The 15,114-nt window shown below is 69.3% G+C and carries 14 protein-coding genes and 1 tRNA gene; 6 read left to right on the top strand and 9 right to left on the bottom strand.

Annotated features, from left to right (window positions below; genetic code table 11):
- Window positions 1-6 precede the first annotated feature (6 nt).
- Window positions 7-81: transfer RNA gene (locus tag GBZ26_RS17380), tRNA-Thr, on the bottom strand.
- Between the two features lie 177 nt (window positions 82-258).
- Between GBZ26_RS17380 and GBZ26_RS17375 the strand changes: the two genes are divergently transcribed.
- The gene (locus GBZ26_RS17375; RefSeq protein WP_343207252.1) at window positions 259-1,608 is read left to right on the top strand and encodes a class I SAM-dependent methyltransferase; all 1,350 of its coding nucleotides are present in this window, start codon (window positions 259-261) and stop codon (window positions 1,606-1,608) included.
- A gap of 71 nt (window positions 1,609-1,679) precedes the next feature.
- Here GBZ26_RS17375 and GBZ26_RS17370 read toward each other — a convergent pair whose 3' ends face one another.
- Window positions 1,680-2,153 carry an RT0821/Lpp0805 family surface protein gene (locus GBZ26_RS17370; RefSeq protein ID WP_014197686.1) on the bottom strand — a complete coding sequence of 158 codons (474 nt, stop codon included), beginning with the start codon at window positions 2,151-2,153 and terminating at the stop codon, window positions 1,680-1,682.
- A 236-nt stretch (window positions 2,154-2,389) separates the two neighbouring features.
- Here GBZ26_RS17370 and GBZ26_RS17365 point away from each other — a divergent pair, with 236 nt between their 5' ends.
- Complete coding sequence (locus GBZ26_RS17365) at window positions 2,390-5,182, top strand: carbohydrate-binding domain-containing protein (protein ID WP_174439905.1); 2,793 nt, start codon at window positions 2,390-2,392, stop codon at window positions 5,180-5,182.
- Between the two features lie 52 nt (window positions 5,183-5,234).
- Window positions 5,235-5,411 (top strand): YqaE/Pmp3 family membrane protein, encoded by a 177-nt coding sequence (locus GBZ26_RS17360; protein ID WP_040134614.1) that lies wholly within the window; start codon window positions 5,235-5,237, stop codon window positions 5,409-5,411.
- Between the two features lie 143 nt (window positions 5,412-5,554).
- Here GBZ26_RS17360 and GBZ26_RS17355 read toward each other — a convergent pair whose 3' ends face one another.
- The 4 genes from GBZ26_RS17355 to GBZ26_RS17340 form a co-directional block, all read right to left on the bottom strand.
- Complete coding sequence (locus GBZ26_RS17355; RefSeq protein ID WP_174439904.1) at window positions 5,555-7,258, bottom strand: methyl-accepting chemotaxis protein; 1,704 nt, start codon at window positions 7,256-7,258, stop codon at window positions 5,555-5,557.
- 337 nt (window positions 7,259-7,595) lie between these two features.
- A complete protein-coding gene (locus GBZ26_RS17350; protein WP_174439903.1) occupies window positions 7,596-8,417 on the bottom strand; it encodes a metallophosphoesterase family protein in 822 nt (273 codons plus the stop codon).
- Window positions 8,418-8,430: 13 nt separating this feature from the next.
- Window positions 8,431-9,666 (bottom strand): carboxylate--amine ligase, encoded by a 1,236-nt coding sequence (locus GBZ26_RS17345; RefSeq protein ID WP_246653844.1) that lies wholly within the window; start codon window positions 9,664-9,666, stop codon window positions 8,431-8,433.
- A gap of 62 nt (window positions 9,667-9,728) precedes the next feature.
- Entirely contained in the window at window positions 9,729-10,916 is a 1,188-nt protein-coding gene (locus GBZ26_RS17340) for a GNAT family N-acetyltransferase (protein WP_174439902.1), read from the bottom strand.
- 445 nt (window positions 10,917-11,361) lie between these two features.
- On the opposite strand from GBZ26_RS17340, the gene GBZ26_RS17335 reads away from it, so the two are divergent.
- From GBZ26_RS17335 to GBZ26_RS17325, 3 genes are all read left to right on the top strand, one after another.
- A complete protein-coding gene (locus GBZ26_RS17335; protein ID WP_035677391.1) occupies window positions 11,362-11,790 on the top strand; it encodes a Fur family transcriptional regulator in 429 nt (142 codons plus the stop codon).
- On the top strand, window positions 11,790-12,041 hold the full coding sequence (locus tag GBZ26_RS17330; protein ID WP_137104668.1) for a hypothetical protein: 252 nt from the start codon (window positions 11,790-11,792) through the stop codon (window positions 12,039-12,041). Before GBZ26_RS17335 ends, GBZ26_RS17330 begins: the two co-directional genes overlap by 1 nt.
- 89 nt (window positions 12,042-12,130) lie before the next feature.
- A complete protein-coding gene (locus GBZ26_RS17325; protein ID WP_174439901.1) occupies window positions 12,131-12,346 on the top strand; it encodes a SlyX family protein in 216 nt (71 codons plus the stop codon).
- Window positions 12,347-12,363: 17 nt separating this feature from the next.
- Here the strand turns inward: GBZ26_RS17325 and GBZ26_RS17320 are convergent, their stop codons facing one another.
- From GBZ26_RS17320 to GBZ26_RS17310, 3 genes are all read right to left on the bottom strand, one after another.
- Window positions 12,364-12,624, bottom strand: a complete 261-nt coding sequence (locus GBZ26_RS17320; RefSeq protein ID WP_174439900.1) for a hypothetical protein — start codon at window positions 12,622-12,624, stop codon at window positions 12,364-12,366.
- Window positions 12,625-12,778: 154 nt separating this feature from the next.
- Window positions 12,779-14,464 carry a GGDEF domain-containing protein gene (locus GBZ26_RS17315; protein ID WP_174439899.1) on the bottom strand — a complete coding sequence of 562 codons (1,686 nt, stop codon included), beginning with the start codon at window positions 14,462-14,464 and terminating at the stop codon, window positions 12,779-12,781.
- Between the two features lie 144 nt (window positions 14,465-14,608).
- A partial coding sequence (locus GBZ26_RS17310) for an HNH endonuclease family protein (protein WP_174439898.1) occupies window positions 14,609-15,114 on the bottom strand: 506 nt, incomplete at its 5' end.

Below are 15,114 nucleotides of genomic sequence, written 5' to 3'. Positions count from 1 at the left end.
GCCCCATGGTGCTGCCAGAGAGGATTGAACTCTCGACCTCTCCCTTACCAAGGGAGTGCTCTACCACTGAGCTACGGCAGCGTCCGGCGGGAGCGGGTGAATAGCAATCCAGGCGGCCCCCTGTCAAAGGGAAAAATATCGAAGGGGGCATTTCTTTCTTTTCACCCCCGCGGGGGGCGCAGGCGGCGCTTGCATCCCGCCGCTTACGCGGGGCATCTGTGCCCCATTCCGACCATGCCCGACCGACAGGTTTTCCCCGTGGATGAGGTTCTGACCGAGGCGCGCCGCCTGATCGCGGCGCGGCATTACCGGCAGGCGGTGCGCCTGCTGCGGGACACCGCGCCGGAGTCCGGCGGTTCCGCAGAACGCGACCGGGCCGAACACAACAGGGCCGAGCGCGACCGGCTGACCGGCATGGCCGCTCTCGGCCGGCGCGACGCCGCGGCCGCCATCGCCGCGCTGCGCCGTGCCCTGGCGCGCGCGCCGGAGCATGCGGAGACCCTCTATCATATGGCCCAGGCCGTGCTGGCCGCCGGGGACCGCCTGCGGGCGGTGCGGTGGCTGGAGCGGGTGGCCGTGGTCGATCCCGCCTTCCCCGGCCTCCCTGAGGCGCTGGCCGGCGTCTACCGCCGTGACGCCCTCTATGAGGAGGCTTTGCGGGTGACCGGGGAGGCGCTGGCCGCCGGGAACCGGTCCGCGGACATCCTCTATGAGCGGGCGGTCAGCCTCGCCCATCTCGGTGACGCCGCGGGCGCGCTGGCCGTCTTCGACGAACGGCTGGCCGACGACCCGGAGCACGCCGCCGCGTGGTTCGGCAGCCACGCCGCGGCGCTGGGCCTGAACGGGGTGGAGGACGCGCTGCGCCGCCTGCGCCGGGCCGCCGACTGTCCGGGGGCGGCGGGCAAATACTGGGGCTTCCTGTGCGCCTACCTGCTGTTGCTGGGCCGCGATGCGGAGGCCGAGGCGCTGTATGGCGAGAAGCTGACCGGTCAGCCGAAGCGCTTGGCCCTGGTCGAGGCGGTGACGGCGATTCGCCCGCGGTTGGCACAAGACGTCCGGCTGTTCGGAGTCGGGGCGGAACTGCTGCGCTTCGCGCTGGAGCGGACGGAGGTGCCCGGTCTGGTGCTGGAGTTCGGCGTGCGCCGCGGCACCTCGCTGAACCAGATCGCCGACGTGGCCGGGCAGACCGTGCACGGCTTCGATTCGTTCGAAGGGTTGCCGGAAGGCTGGGTGAACGCGCCGCGCGGCGTGCTCAGCACCGGCAAGAGCCTTCCGCCGGTGCGCGACAACGCGGTGCTGCACGCGGGCTGGTTCGAGGACACGCTGCCGCCCTTCCTGGCGGCCCATGACGGCGCGGTGCGCTTCGTCAATGTGGACAGCGACATCTATTCCTCGGCGCGGACGGTGCTGACCGCCCTGGCGCCCCGCTTCCGGGCGGGGACGGTGCTGGTCTTCGACGAGTTCATCGGGAACCGGACGTGGCGCGAGGACGAGTACCGCGCCTTCCTGGAATACGCCGCCGAGTCCGGTGCGGCCTGGGAGATCATCGCTGTCAGCCCGCACACCAAGCAGGTGGCGATCCGGCTGACCGCGCTTCCGGCATCCTGACGGGGGCTCCCGCCCCGGCCGCCAGTTCCGCAGAGTGCGGCGGGACGGCCGGGGTGGGGGCGTGCCGGGTGTTAGGACACGATGCGCCAGCTGCCGTCCGGCTGCTGGCAGGCGGTGCCGTTGGCCCGCTCGGCCTTGCCGCCGACATAGACGGTCTGCTGGTACTCGCGGCAATAGTTGCCCGAGTTGTCGCGGCCGTCGCGGATCGGGGTGATGGTGCCGCGGTTGCCCGATTCCGGGTTGTTCCACTGGATGGTCGAGCCCATCGGCGCCGCGTAGGCCTGGGTGGCGGCGCGCTGGGCGTAGCCCTCGTCCGCGCGGTCGAGCGACTGGCCGAGCTCGCTGCCGAGATAGGCGCCGAGCAGCGTGCCCACACCGGTGGTGATGAGCTTGCCGGTGCCGCCGCCGAACTGCGAGCCGATCACGCCGCCGGCCGCCGCGCCGCCGAGCGCGCCGACCGTCTGCTTGGTCCCGATGCCGCTGCCGCCGCTCTGGCAGGCGGCAAGCGACAGGGCGACGAAGGCGGTAACAGCGATCTTCTTCATGGGGTCTCTGCCTCTTGGTTCCGTATAAGCCATCAACACGTAAGGCATCTCTTTAATCCGGGGGAGCCTGCGCTTTGGTGCGTATGACTCCCGTTCAACCGCCTCTCCCGTCATAGGCGGCGCCGGATAGAAGCACGGACCCGGCGGCCCTCGCCTGTTATCAAAATGGCGCACAAATGTCTGGCCGACCCCGCCATGCTCGCGGCCGTTGAGCATAAGAGCGAGGGAACCATCCAATGGCTTCGACCACCACGGGCAAGACCGACGCCAAGATTGTCGTGAACGCCTATGGGCAGTCCGCCGGAGGCATCTGGCCGCATTTCCGCCTGTTGATCGACGGCGTCGAGGTGGGCCAGGCAACCGTCAACGCCAGCAGCCCGACCGCCTACAGCTTTACGGTGCCGGTCACCGCGGCGCAGGCGCACAAGGTGCAGATCCAATACGACAACGACGCCGTGGTGAACGGGCAGGACCGCTCGCTGATCGTCAGCGGGGTCACCATCAACGGCAAGACCCACAAGCCGACCGACGCCAACGTCACCTACGACAAGGGGGCGCTGGACGGCAAGGACGTGGTCAAGGGCCAGTCCGGAATGTGGTGGAACGGCACGCTGGTGGTCGACACCCCGGCCGCCGACTTCCCCGCCGCCCCGGCGGCGCCTGTCGCCGGAACCTCGACCTTCGTGGTGAACGCGCAGGGCATCGCGGCGGGCGGCACCAACGCGCATTTCAACCTGATGGTCGACGGCAAGAAGGTGGGGGAGGGCACGGTCGGCACCGCGGCCAAGGACTACAGCTTCACCGCCAACGTGGCACCGGACCAGGCGCACAAGGTGCAGATCCAGTATGACAACGACGCCGTGGTGAACGGGCAGGACCGCTCGCTGATCGTCAACAAGGTCACCATCAACGGCAAGTCCGTCGCCGCCACCGACAGCATCGTCACCTACGACAAGGGTGCCTTGGACGGCAAGGACGTGGTCAAGGGCCAGTCCGGCCTGTGGTGGAACGGCACGCTGGTCGTCGACGCCGACAAGAGCTTCTTCGCCACCGGCACGGCCACGCCCACACCGACCCCGGCCCCAAATCCCACGCCGTCGCCCGCCCCGACCGGGCCGGCGATCTTCGTGGCGACCAACGGCAAGGACAGCTGGTCCGGCAAGCTGGCCGCCCCCAACGCCAACGGCACCGATGGGCCGAAGGCGACGCTGACCGCCGCCCGCGACGCCATGCGCGCCGACCCGAACATCGACGTGACCTACGTCCGCGGCGGCGACTACTACATGAAGGACATGCTCTGGCTGGACGGCCAGGACAGCGGCGTCCGCTTCGCCGCCTACGGCAGCGAGAAGCCGGTCTTCCACGGCGGCTCGCTGGTCGAGAACTGGGTGTCGCGCGGCAACGGCCTCTACAGCGCGCAGCTTCCCGGCGGGTCCAAGGCGGTGCTCGACCTGTCGATGGACGGTGACCGGCAGACGGTCGCCCGCACGCCCAACGCCGACCCCAGCCACCCCATCGACGGCGGCTGGCTGATCGCCACCAAGGCCGGGGCCAACGCCTACACCCAGTTCGGCTTCAAGGCGGGGGCGATCCCAACCTATTCCAGCACCGACGGGCTGATGGTCAGCGTCTTCAGCCAGCACGGCTACGACAACATGACCGTGCCGGTGAAGAGCATCGACTACGGCAGCAACACCATCACGCTGGCCCAGGGCACCTACGACGCGCTCGGCGCCGGCAGCCGCTTCTACCTGTTCAACGGCAAGGACCAGCTCGACGCCCCGCGGGAATGGTTCTTCGACAAGGCGTCCAACCAGGTGCTGTTCAAGCCGGAGGGCGGGGCGGTCGCCGGGCACAAGGTCGTCGCGGCGCAGCTTCCCGTGCTGGTCGGGCTGGGCGGTGCCAAGAACGTGACGATCGAGGGGCTGACCCTGACCGACGGCGCGCCGGACGGCCATGCGGTCTACGCCAACAACGCCGCCGGCCTGACCTTCAAGAACAACACCGTCACCAACACCGGCTACGGCATCACGGTGGAGGGCAGCGCCAACAGCACCGTCTCCGGCAACCATTTCGCCGAGACCGGGCGCGAGGCCGTCTACGTCAAGGCGGGGTCCAACTTCACCAAGGTGTCGGACAACCTGATCCAGCACGCCAGCGCCGTCGACCACGGCGGCGACGCGCTGTGGGTGAACGGCAGCAACGACGTCTCCATCACCCACAACCAGATCGAGGACACGCCGGGCAAGGCCATCGCGGTCGGCTCCGTCCAGGCCTCGGGCGACGCCACCTACCGGGCGACGATCACCCACAACAAGATCGTCGGCGCCAACCAGGAGACCAGCGACGGCGGCGGCATCTACCTGATCAACCGCCAGCAGGATCTGGCCGGCCACACCGTGGCCTACAACGAGGTGTCGGGCACCACCGCCTTCGGCAACGTGACCTGGGACGGCAAGGTCTCCCCCACCTTCCTCGACCCGACGAAGCTGGTGAGCTGGGGCATCTATCTGGACGACTGGACCAGCGGCACCACGGTGAAGGGCAACGTCGTCCACGACAACGTCGGCGGCATCTTCCTGCACGGCGGCTGGAACAACACGGTCACCGACAACATCCTGGCCGACAATCTGGGCACCCAGATCGGCCTGCAGCAGAGCGTCGGCTGGGGCGGCTGGAAGGGCACGCCGATGGCGAACAACACCATCACCCAGAACATCGTGGACGCCGGGGACGGCCGGGCGGTCGCCCTTGACGGGCCGAAGACGGCGGGGACCTTCACCGGCAACTTCTACGCCGACCTCGACCCCAACGAGGCGCTGTTCCAGGCCTGGCCGCAGGTGATGGCCAACGGCGCCACCGGCACGCTGGCGCAGTGGCAGGCCGCCGGCTACGACAAGGGGTCCTTCACCTTCGACCCGCAGTTCACCGACGCCGCGCACGACAACTTCGCGCCGGCGGCGGGCTCCGCGGTGTACCAGCACGGGTTCGACCACCTGCCCTTCGACCAGATCGGGCTGCTGGGCTGAGGATCACGAAAGACGAAGGGAACCGGGGGCGGGGCGGGAGCGTTATCGCGGCATGGACATCATACGCATCATCCTGGCGCTTCTGCTGCCGCCCGTCGGCGTCTTCCTCCAGGTGGGGTTTGGCGCCCAGTTCTGGATCAACGTGCTGCTGACCCTGCTCGGCTACATTCCGGGCATGATCCACGCGCTGTACGTCATCGTGAAGTACAAGGACCGCTCCCCGGCGTGAGGCCCGATATAGCCCTCTCCCCTCTGGGGAGAGGGTGGCCCGAAGGGCCGGTGAGGGGGTTGCGCTTTTGCCGGACATACCGACACGCGCAACCCCCTCACCCTAACCCTCTCCCCAGGGGGGAGAGGGAATGAAGCCCCTCCTTACGCCGCGCGGACCTTTGCGAGGAAGCCGCTGACCTCCGTCCGCAGACGCGCGGCGGAGCGGCTCAGTTCCTGCGCGCTGCCCAGCACGCGGCCCGCCGCGGTTCCGCCCTGCGAGGCGGCGCCGCTGACCTGCACGATGGCCCCCGACACCTCCGCGGTGCCCGCCGAGGCCTGCTGGACGTTGCGGGCGATCTCCTGCGTGGCGATGCCCTGCTGCTCCACCGCCTGGGCGATGTCGTCGGCGATCTGGCTGCTTTCCCCGATGACCTGGGCGATCTCCCGGATCGACTGCACCGTGCGCAGGGTCACGTCCTGCACCCCGGCGATCTGGGCGGTGATGTCCTCGGTCGCCTTGGCGGTCTGGTTGGCGAGATTCTTCACCTCGCTCGCCACCACCGCGAAGCCCTTGCCGGCCTCGCCCGCACGTGCCGCCTCGATGGTCGCGTTCAGCGCCAGCAGGTTGGTCTGCTGGGCGATCGAGTTGATGAGCTGCACCACCTCGCCGATCTTCTGCGACGTGCTGACCAGACCCTCGGCGGTCGCCTGGGTGTCCTCGGCGTTGCGCACGGCGCGGTTGGCGATGTCGGCGGACTGGCGGACCTGCTGGCCGATGCTGCTGACCGACCCGGCGAGTTCACCACAGGCGGTGGCCACCGATTCCACGTTGGCCGTCGCCTGGGTCGCCGCGGCGGCGACGGTGCCGGCCTGATCGTTGGCGCGCTCCATGGTGGCGTTCAGCGTCTGGGCGGCGCCTTCCAGCTCGGCGGCGGCGTGGGACACCAGCTCGACGATGGAGCCGACGCTGCGCTCGAACTGGTCGGCAAGCCCGCTCATCGCCTCACGCTTCTCGGCCTCGGCGCGGCGTTCCGTCTCTTCCTTCTCCGACTCCATGCGGCGGGCGCGGACCATGTTGTCCTTGAAGACCTGCACGGCGCGGATGATCTCGCCGACCTCGTCGCGGCTGGTCGCCTGCGGCACTTCGATGCTCAGATCGCCCTCGGCCAGCTTCAGCGTGGTGTCGGTCAGGCGGCGCAGCGGCCGCACCGTCAGGATCGACCACCAGGCGAGCCCGGCGCCGAGCAGGACGGTCACCGCGCACAGCGAGATCATCAGGACCTGGAAGGTCTCGGACACCGTCCGGGCGTGCTTGGCCACCGCCTGGCTCTCGGCTTCCTGGAGGTCGATGAAGGCGTTGATGCGGGCCAGCCACTCGGTGAATCCGGGGCGGGCCTGCTCGACCAGGATCTTGACGGCGCGGGCGCCGTCGCCGGCCTGGCGCGCCTCGATGACGCTGCGGGCCAGCGGCAGGGTCTTGGCCTCGGTTTCCTTGATGGAGGCGAGAATGTCCCGTTCCCGGGCGGAGATGTGGGTGCCGGCGGCGAACATGCGGTCCATCTGCTCGGCCGAGCGCGCGTAGTCGGCGGCCAGCCGGTCGATGGTGGCCAGTTCGGCCTTCAGCGCCGACGCGTCGGACAGGAGCGTGACGTCGCGCAGGCTGATCGCCCGGTCATGCACGCTGCCGCGGAAGTTGATGGCGTAGCGCTGCTTGACGTTGTTGACGTCGTTGATCGTGGAAAGGCTGTCGTTGATGCTGTTGACCTTGTAGATGGCGATGGCCGCCAGCGCGACCATGAGCACCAGGATGCTTGAGAAGCTCAGCATCAGCCGAAGGCCGACCTTGGCGTTTCGGAACCAATTCATTGTCCACACTCCCGCCGGTCCGTATCGTCGAAGATTCGTTGGATGCCGCCGGTCGCCGAAAGCCCATCCTGCGGCGGAACCGACGATAGCACCAAAGAGTTGATACGGATTTTCCGAGAGATTGGATCAAAAGGAAAATTTTTCAGGAAGCGGGACGGGATGGCTGGGTTGTGGGATTTGTCACAGAAAATCGCCCGCCGTCCGGCTACAGTCACGCGCGTTCACAGACCCCTCTTGCGAGACCCCGATGGCCGGCCCCATGCTCAAGCTGCTGCTCGCCCTGTTGCCGCTCGGCGCGTCGCTGCTGATGCTGGCGACGGTCCAATGAGGACATGGGTCACGAGTTGATGACCCGCCGCACCATCTCGTAAATCCCCATCCGCCGCAGCCCCCCCTGAAGGGCGGCGCGCAGGGGGGCCGGGATGGCCAGCAGGCGCCGCGGCTCGATCCCCGCCCGGCGCGTCTTGTCGAAGGCCGCGCGGTCGTCGTAGGCGACCCGCCGCACGCTCACCGTCCGCCGGCCGGTGTCGAACAGCATCCAGGTCGCCCGCCGCTCCTCGCTGCGCGGCTCCCCCACCGTGCCGGGGTTGAGCAGGAAGCAGGAGCCGCCGCGCAAGGCGACCTCGCTGTCGGGGTCGTGCTCCCACAGCTCGCCGTTGCGGTACTCGTGGATGCCGAGCCGGTGCGTGTGCCCGTAGGCGCAGACGCGGGCGCCGGAGGGGTGGACGAGCAGGGCCTGCGCCGTGCGCCGCATCCGATCCTCGCTGTTCAGCCGGACCAGCTCGCAGCCCCGGTCCACATGAAGCGCCCCGTGGACGGCGACGAGATGCTCGCCGACGCTGGTCTTCAGCGGCAGGGCGGACAGCCACGCGACGTCGTCGGGCGGCAGGCGCTTGCGCGTCCAGGCGATGGCCCGGATGGCGCGGACGCTGAAGCCGTCGGTGGGAATCTGGCGGGTCACCGCGCGGTCGTGGTTGCCGGCGACGCAGACCGCCCCGGCCTCGCGCAGCAGCCTGATGCAGGGCGACGGGTCGGTGTTGTAGCCCACCACGTCGCCCAGGCAGACGACGCGCTCCACCCCCGCGCCGCCCATGTCGGCCAGCGTGGCCTCCAGCGCCTCGAGATTGGCGTGGACGTCCGACAGGATGCCGATCCTCATCGCTGCGGCACCCTCACTGGGCCTTCATCGCGCCGTCGGGCGCGTCGTGGTGCGCGCGCGACGGCAGGAAGCGGGCGAGCTGGTTGTGCAGGAAGGGCATCGGGTCGTCGAGCGCGATGGCCTTGGCCTCGCAGCCCAGCACCCAGGGCAGCCACGCGGCCATCGACAGGCCGCTGTCCCGGGCGGCCAGCCGGTCCTTGGTGATGTGGCACCAGCGTGCCCCGGCCCGCGCCTTGCCCACCGCCGGGCGCGGCAAGCCCAGAAGGTCGGCGTGGACCAGCGCCGGCAGGTTGACCCCGGCCACCGCCCCCAGATGGTGCCACAGGTTGAAGCGCGGGTTGACTTCCAGCAGATGCAGCGCGCCGTCCGGGGCGCGCTTGAAGTCGAATTTGGCGACGCCGCGCAGCCCCAGCCGTTCGGTCAGCGAGCGGCCCAGCGCCGCCACATCCGGCGCGTCGGTGATGGTCAGGGCGGTGCTGTGCCCGTAGGCCAGCGGGTAGGTGCGGATCTTGGCGCCCGTGAACTCCCCGGCCACGCCGCCGCCCTCGTCGACATAGACGTGGTAGCTCTCGATCCGGGTCTCCGGGCCGGGGACCATCTCCTGGACCAGCAGGTCGAGCCCGACCGCCGCCAGCCGCGGCCACAGGGCGCGCAGCTCGTCCGCGGAATCGACCTGGATGGCCTTGGCGAAGCCGTCCGCCTCGTCCCACACCCGGCGGCGGGTCAGCGGCTTGACGATCAGGGGGAAGCGCAGGTCCACCACGTCGGGTGCGGCCTCGCGGGTCGGGGAAAGGCGGCGGGTCGCCGGGACGGGCAGGTTCAGCCGCTCGGCCAGCGCCTGGAAGCGGCCCTTGTCCACCAGATCCTCGACCAGTTCGGCGTCGGCGATGGCGAAGCGGAACCCCTCGGCCAGCCGGTCGCGGTTGCGCGAGACGAGCAGGAGCTGGGTGTCGTCCTGATAATAGAGGACCGGCTTTTCCGGCTGGCCCTTGGCGAAGGCCATCATCACCTCGACCAGCCCGTCCGGGTTGTGCGCCGGGTCGTCCCACAGGATGGCGTCCCTGGTGAAGCGCGAATGCAGGGCGGGGGCGCCGGGATGGGTGACGACGGCGCAGCGCAGCCCGGCCAGCCCCAGCGGGCGCACCATGTCCATGTCGCCCATCACGCAGGCCAAGGCGGCGTTGGCGGGGGAGGCTTCAGCGGCGGCGGATTTGGCGGCGGCGGATTTGGCGGCGGGGGTGTTTCTCATTCTCGGCATCCTCCAACCGCCCGGTCGGCGGTCCTGCGGTTGCGGCTTCGGTTCTGGCGGCGTCAGCGGTTCATCAGGGGCAGCGGGCTGCGGATCAGCCGTCTCATCCGGTCGGCCAAGCCAGCCTTGACGCGGCGCAGGCGGGTGTCGAGCTGGCGGCTCAGCCGGTCGGGGCCGAGCGCGATCCAGTTCATCGGCTGCTCGGTGTTCGACAGCAGCGGCTTGTGCCCCGCCGGGGTGGACATGAAGTCGTAGCAGTCCTCGCCGCGGGCCAGCGTGTCCTCGATGGCCAGGACATGGGCGACCAGGCCGGGCTTCAGCCGGTTGTCGGCCTCGTAGGCGAAACCGCCCTGATAGTTCATCACCCGCCCGCGATGGACGAAGTTGTAGAGATAGCCGATGACCGCGTCCCCGGCGCTGACCCGGCACAGCCGCACCGTCCCGGCCGGCACGCCGTTGGCGATCAGCCGCTCGTGAAAGGGCCGGAAGGCGGGGTTGGAAAAGGCGCCGGACTGGCCGCGGGCGTTCCAGCTCGCCTGATGCAGGACCTCCATGGCGTGGAAATCCGCCAGCGCCTCCGCCGCCGTCGCGGCGACGCGGTAGGTCAGCGGGCCGCGCTCCGCGTAGAGCCGCATGGCCCGGCGCACCGCGGCGCGGGTGTTCTTGCCGAGGCTGGCGAGATAGCCCGCACCCTGCCGGCGCACGCCCTCCAGATCGACCCATTGGCAGCTGTCGGCCACCCGGACCTGCAGCGCGTGGCCCTGCCGCGCCGCGGCGAGCCGCACCGCCGCTTCCGCCTGCGGCTCCAGCCCGCCCAGCACCAGCTCGTCCCAATTGGTCAGGCGTCGCCCCAGCCAGTCGAAACAGGCGGCCAGCACGGCATCCGCGCAGTTCCGGTCGGCGAGGATGCCGTTGTATTCAACGAAAATCCGGTCGAAGGTCCGCTCCCCCGTCTCGTGCAGCAGCCAGCAGCGCGTGCGCAGCAGGCCGAAGCGCCATTGCGTGCGCGGGCAGAGGAGCGCCAGCCCGACGACCCGCCCGCCGCGCCGCGCGACCAGCGCGTGGGGGCGTGTGCCACGCGGCAGGGAGGCCAGCCAGTTGCCGATCCACTGCCAGCTCAGGAAGAAGGAGCCGTCGGCGCGCCGCTCCAGATCAATCCAAATCTTCTCAAATTCTTTCTGGTTCTCCAGAGGCTGCAACGTGATGTCGATGATGTCGCCGTCGTCCTCGACAAGAGTCCTCATGTCCATGGGCTCGGTCTTCCCGGGGAATGGTGATGAAGGGGGGCGGCTTCGAATGTCTACGCGCAAAAATCTGGATTGGATCGACGACTCGAAAACTTTGACCTCATCCGATCTTTCCTGTCGTCCAGCGTCTGAATCATGTACGGATGACTGTGACAAAAAACGCTGTGGCGGAAGGTGGGGTACGGCGTCCCGGTGGGGGAGCCCGTCCGGGTCATCCGGGGTATCGGGCGGTGATGCGCCGGCGCAATGGATGTGTCCGTCTGCCCCACGGATGATGGTCCGCCCGATGCTTTGGGCCGGGGTGGCGGCCATTGGTCCAGGTCCAAAGGCAGGTCTTGCGGCCGCTCTTGCGGAAGACCGTTGTCCTTGCGGACATTCCTCTCCATCTCTTGAGTCCATGGGTTAGGCATCGGAAAGGACCGGCCCCGTGACCACGCCCGAAGAAGCCCTGCCGTCGCGGCTGGAACGCGCCTGCGCCGAGCGGGGGTTGAAGATGACCGGCCAGCGCCGGATCATCGCCCGAGTCCTGTCGGAAGCCGCCGATCATCCCGATGTGGAGGAGGTCTACCGTCGTGCGGCGGCGATCGACGCCGGGATCAGTCTGGCGACCGTCTATCGCTCGATGAGGCTGTTCGAGGAGATCGGAATCATCCAGCGCCACGATTTCGGCGATGGACGCGCCCGCTACGAGGAGGCGCGCGGCGACCACCACCATCACCTGATCGACATCGAGACCGGCGAGGTGGTGGAGTTCCAGGACCCGGAGCTGGAGGCCGCCGTCACCCGCATCGCCCGCCATCTCGGCTTCGACATGATCGGGCAGAGGCTGGAGATCTTCGGGCGCCGCATCCAGCGCAAAGGCCCGGAGACGGCCTGATGGCGGCGGAACGGAGAACCGGGCCGGAGCGCGATCCGGCGGAGCGCTTCGCCGCCTGCGAGGCCGCGGTCTGCGGCTGCCGCCCCGTGGTGGAGCGCGCCTATCGCGAACTGGTCGATTGCGGGCGCCCCGACCGCCACGCGCTGGAAGCGGCCACGGTGGTGCTGCGTTGGCATCATCCGGAACTGGACGTGCCGCAGGCGCTTCAGATCGTCGAGCGCTGGGTGATCGCCCCGAGCCGGCTGCATTGATACCGGTCGCATTGATTCAGCATTGATCTTGCCTTGGCGAGCGGAGCGGTTCTAAAGATCTGTCCCTTCCGCGACCCGCAAGGCCATCCATGGACGCCGACACCGAAAGCCGCCTGACCGAGTTGGAAACCCGTCTCGCCCATCACGAGCGCATGGCCGAGGAGATGTCCGCCGTGCTGTTCGAACAGGGGCGGACCATCGACCTCATGACGGCGCAGATGCGCCGTTTGCGCGATCGGGTGGCGGAGCTGGAGTCCGGAATGCCTCGCGCGCCGCAGGACGAGCCGCCCCCTCCCCACTACTGATCATCGCTTGCGGATGCTCACCGCATCTTCCAGCCACCGCGCGGGCCGCACCAGCTGAGCTGCGGGCCGGCGGGCGGCTGGCGCGAGCAATCGGCCTGGGTGCAGTTGCAGGCCGGGAACAGGCAGCGGTCGCCGTTCACGTCGGTGGCCTGCACCGCCAACTCGTAACGCGTGCCCCGCATCAACTGCGCGCCCGCCGCGCTGTTGCGCTCGTAATGCTCGACGACGGCGAGCAGACGCAGCATGCGGGCCCGCTGTCCCTTGGTGTCGAGGCTCATCTTCCAATCTCCCGCCATGGCCGTCCGAGTCGTGCTCGATGGACATGAAACGGCAGAAATGGGCCAAGGCTCCAGCGTGCAACGGCCTTACCCACCGCTGGCCGGACGCCCGCCGGACGCGGTTCCCCGCTTGGCGGTGGCTTGGCCGCGGGGCCTAGGACGACGAGGTCGTCGTCGCCTCGGAGCCTATGCCCCGGCTCTCGGCGGGGGAGGGCGGCAGACCGGCCGTCCAGCGGATGCCGCGGTTGCGGCCCGCGCGCTTGGCTTGATAGAGCGCCTGGTCGGCGCGGCGCAGGGCTTCCGCCACGTCGGGTGAATCCTCGGGCCACAGCGCGATGCCGAGGGAGCAGCCGACCCGCACCGCCTCGCCGTCGATGCTGACGGGTTCGTTCACCGCCTCGATGATGCGGCGGGCCAGCCCGTCCAGGTCGGGCGGTTCGGCGCCGGCGCGTTGCGGCAGCACCGCCGCGAACTCGTCGCCGCCCAGCCGGGCCACCACGTCGTCGCCGCGGAAGCAGGCGGCCAGCCGCTCCCCCACCTGACGCAGCACGAGGTCGCCCGCGTCGTGACCCAGCCGGTCGTTCACCGGCTTGAAGCCATCCAGGTCGATGTAGAGGAAGGCGGCGGAGCCGTTGCCGGCGGTCGTGGCTTCCACATACTGCTCGAAATAGCGGCGATTCGGCAGGCCGGTCAGCCGGTCCTGATAGGCGATGTCCTCCAGCCGGACCAGGGCGGCGTCGCGGTGGGTCAGCCCGTCCACCAGATCGCGCAGGGTCGCCGACAGCGAGGTGATCTCGGCGCTGCCGCCCAGCACCGGCATTTCCGCCCCGCGTTCGCCGCTGCGGATGCGCTCCGCCGCCTGGGCGATGCGGCGCAGCGGTCGGGTGACCCGTCCGGCGGCCATCCAGCCGAGCACGCTGAACAGAAGCACCATGGCGCCGCCGGCCAGCACCGTCTCGACCATCTGGGCGGTGGCCGGGGCGTAGGCGACGGCCAGAGGCTGGCGGGCCACCACGCTCCAGCCCAGGCCCGGATAGCTCAGATAGCCGTTGCCATAGGCGTAGCCAGTCAGGTAGCGCTGCCCGTCCGGCCAGCGCTCCACGATCCATCCGCTCTCGTTCTTCTGCGCGTTCCGGACCGCCTCGATGTCGAGGGGAGTGCCGAGCAGCTCGCGGGGGCCGAGCAGCACCGTGCGGTCGGCCGCGACCACGATCAGCTCCAGCTCCGCGCGGCCCCGCATGGTGTCCATCAGGGAACGGCGGATCTCGCGCGTCCATTCCCAGCTCAGATGCGTGGCCAGCACGCCGACGACCTCGCCCCGCTCGTTGTGGACGGGGGTGGAGATGTCCACGAACTTCATGGCCTCGCCCGTCGGGTTCGGCAGCAGGAAGGCCAGCATCACCGCGTCGTGCACGTCGCCGACGAACTGCGATTTCTGTCCGTTCTGGAAGACCGGGCGCTTGGAAATGTCCACGCCGTCCAGCAGGCCGCCGGTGGCGGCCAGAACCTTGCCCTTGGTGTCGGTCACGCCCATCCAGGAGACGGTCGGGAAGAAGCCCTGGAACTGATCCAGCAGCCAGCGCAGCCGGACCGGATCGTCCATGGCCGGTGTGATGCCGAGCTTGGCCAGCATGCTGATCTCGCTGGCGCGCGACCACATGGAGCGGTCCAGCCGGTCGGCCATGTTGTGCGCGGCCTCCGCCAGGGAATGACCGATCTCGCTCTCGATCCGCTCGCGGGAGCGCAGGCCGGTCAGTGCCGCCAGCACGACGGAGACGCCAAGGACCAGAACGGCGCCGGTCAGAGCCACCGTTGTCCGCAGACCGCGTTCCCTCGCCATGACGCCCGGCCGCTCCCTTCAACACCCCGCCGCCGTTCCGTCAGGAAGACCGCATACGAAGGTTCTATCAACTTCGTCCAGGTTTCAAAAGTGACATTGGCTGCGGACGAGGCATACCGGCGCATGGAATTGTTGAAAAGGCGGTCAGCGGGCCGGCCGGTTTCCCACGGCGGTGCGGCGGCAGTCGGACAGGATGTTGCCGACGGTGACGCGCTCCCGCTCGTCCATGGTCAGCTCCCAACGCGCCTTCACGGCGATCCAGCCCGCCACATAGGCGCAGATGTATTCCTCGCGCGGCGGCAGCCAGTCCTCCGGCCCCTTCGAACCCTTGGCGCGGTTGGCCGCCGCCGAGACGGTGACGAGGGTGAGCGGGTCGCTCAGATCGTTGGCGTAGGCGGCGCGCTTCTCGCGCGGCCAATCGTAGCCGCCGCTGGCGTAGGTCTCCTCCAGCGGCACGCGGTGGTCGATGTCCACCTGCTTCGGTTCGGTGAAGGTCTCGCCGGTGTAAGGATCGTTCCACACGCCGGACAGCACCGAACAGCCGTTGGCCGACAGCTTCGGAGGCTTCGCGGAATCGCGGATCAGCACCTGCTCGCGCGTGTTCAGGCATTTGGAATCGATGGTCAGCCAGTGCGGCCACTCCTCCCGCA

It is taken from the genome of Azospirillum formosense, from assembly GCF_013340925.1.
Classification (GTDB): Bacteria; Pseudomonadota; Alphaproteobacteria; order Azospirillales; family Azospirillaceae; genus Azospirillum; species Azospirillum formosense.
Note: the sequence above shows the minus strand (reverse complement) of the source record. Positions and strands in the feature narration are given on the sequence as shown.

Bases quoted from the DNA above. Each gene is read 5' to 3' on its own strand.
- GBZ26_RS17350 (WP_174439903.1), bottom strand. From the start codon at position 8,417: ATGAGGATCGGCATCCTGTCGGACGTCCACGCCAATCTCGAGGCGCTG.
- GBZ26_RS17315 (WP_174439899.1), bottom strand. From the start codon at position 14,464: ATGGCGAGGGAACGCGGTCTGCGGACAACGGTGGCTCTGACCGGCGCC.
- GBZ26_RS17355 (WP_174439904.1), bottom strand. From the start codon at position 7,258: ATGAATTGGTTCCGAAACGCCAAGGTCGGCCTTCGGCTGATGCTGAGC.
- GBZ26_RS17320 (WP_174439900.1), bottom strand. From the start codon at position 12,624: ATGAGCCTCGACACCAAGGGACAGCGGGCCCGCATGCTGCGTCTGCTC.
- GBZ26_RS17345 (WP_246653844.1), bottom strand. From the start codon at position 9,666: ATGAGAAACACCCCCGCCGCCAAATCCGCCGCCGCCAAATCCGCCGCC.
- GBZ26_RS17340 (WP_174439902.1), bottom strand. From the start codon at position 10,916: ATGGACATGAGGACTCTTGTCGAGGACGACGGCGACATCATCGACATC.
- GBZ26_RS17370 (WP_014197686.1), bottom strand. From the start codon at position 2,153: ATGAAGAAGATCGCTGTTACCGCCTTCGTCGCCCTGTCGCTTGCCGCC.
- GBZ26_RS17360 (WP_040134614.1), top strand. From the start codon at position 5,235: ATGGACATCATACGCATCATCCTGGCGCTTCTGCTGCCGCCCGTCGGC.
- GBZ26_RS17365 (WP_174439905.1), top strand. From the start codon at position 2,390: ATGGCTTCGACCACCACGGGCAAGACCGACGCCAAGATTGTCGTGAAC.
- GBZ26_RS17330 (WP_137104668.1), top strand. From the start codon at position 11,790: ATGGCGGCGGAACGGAGAACCGGGCCGGAGCGCGATCCGGCGGAGCGC.
- GBZ26_RS17325 (WP_174439901.1), top strand. From the start codon at position 12,131: ATGGACGCCGACACCGAAAGCCGCCTGACCGAGTTGGAAACCCGTCTC.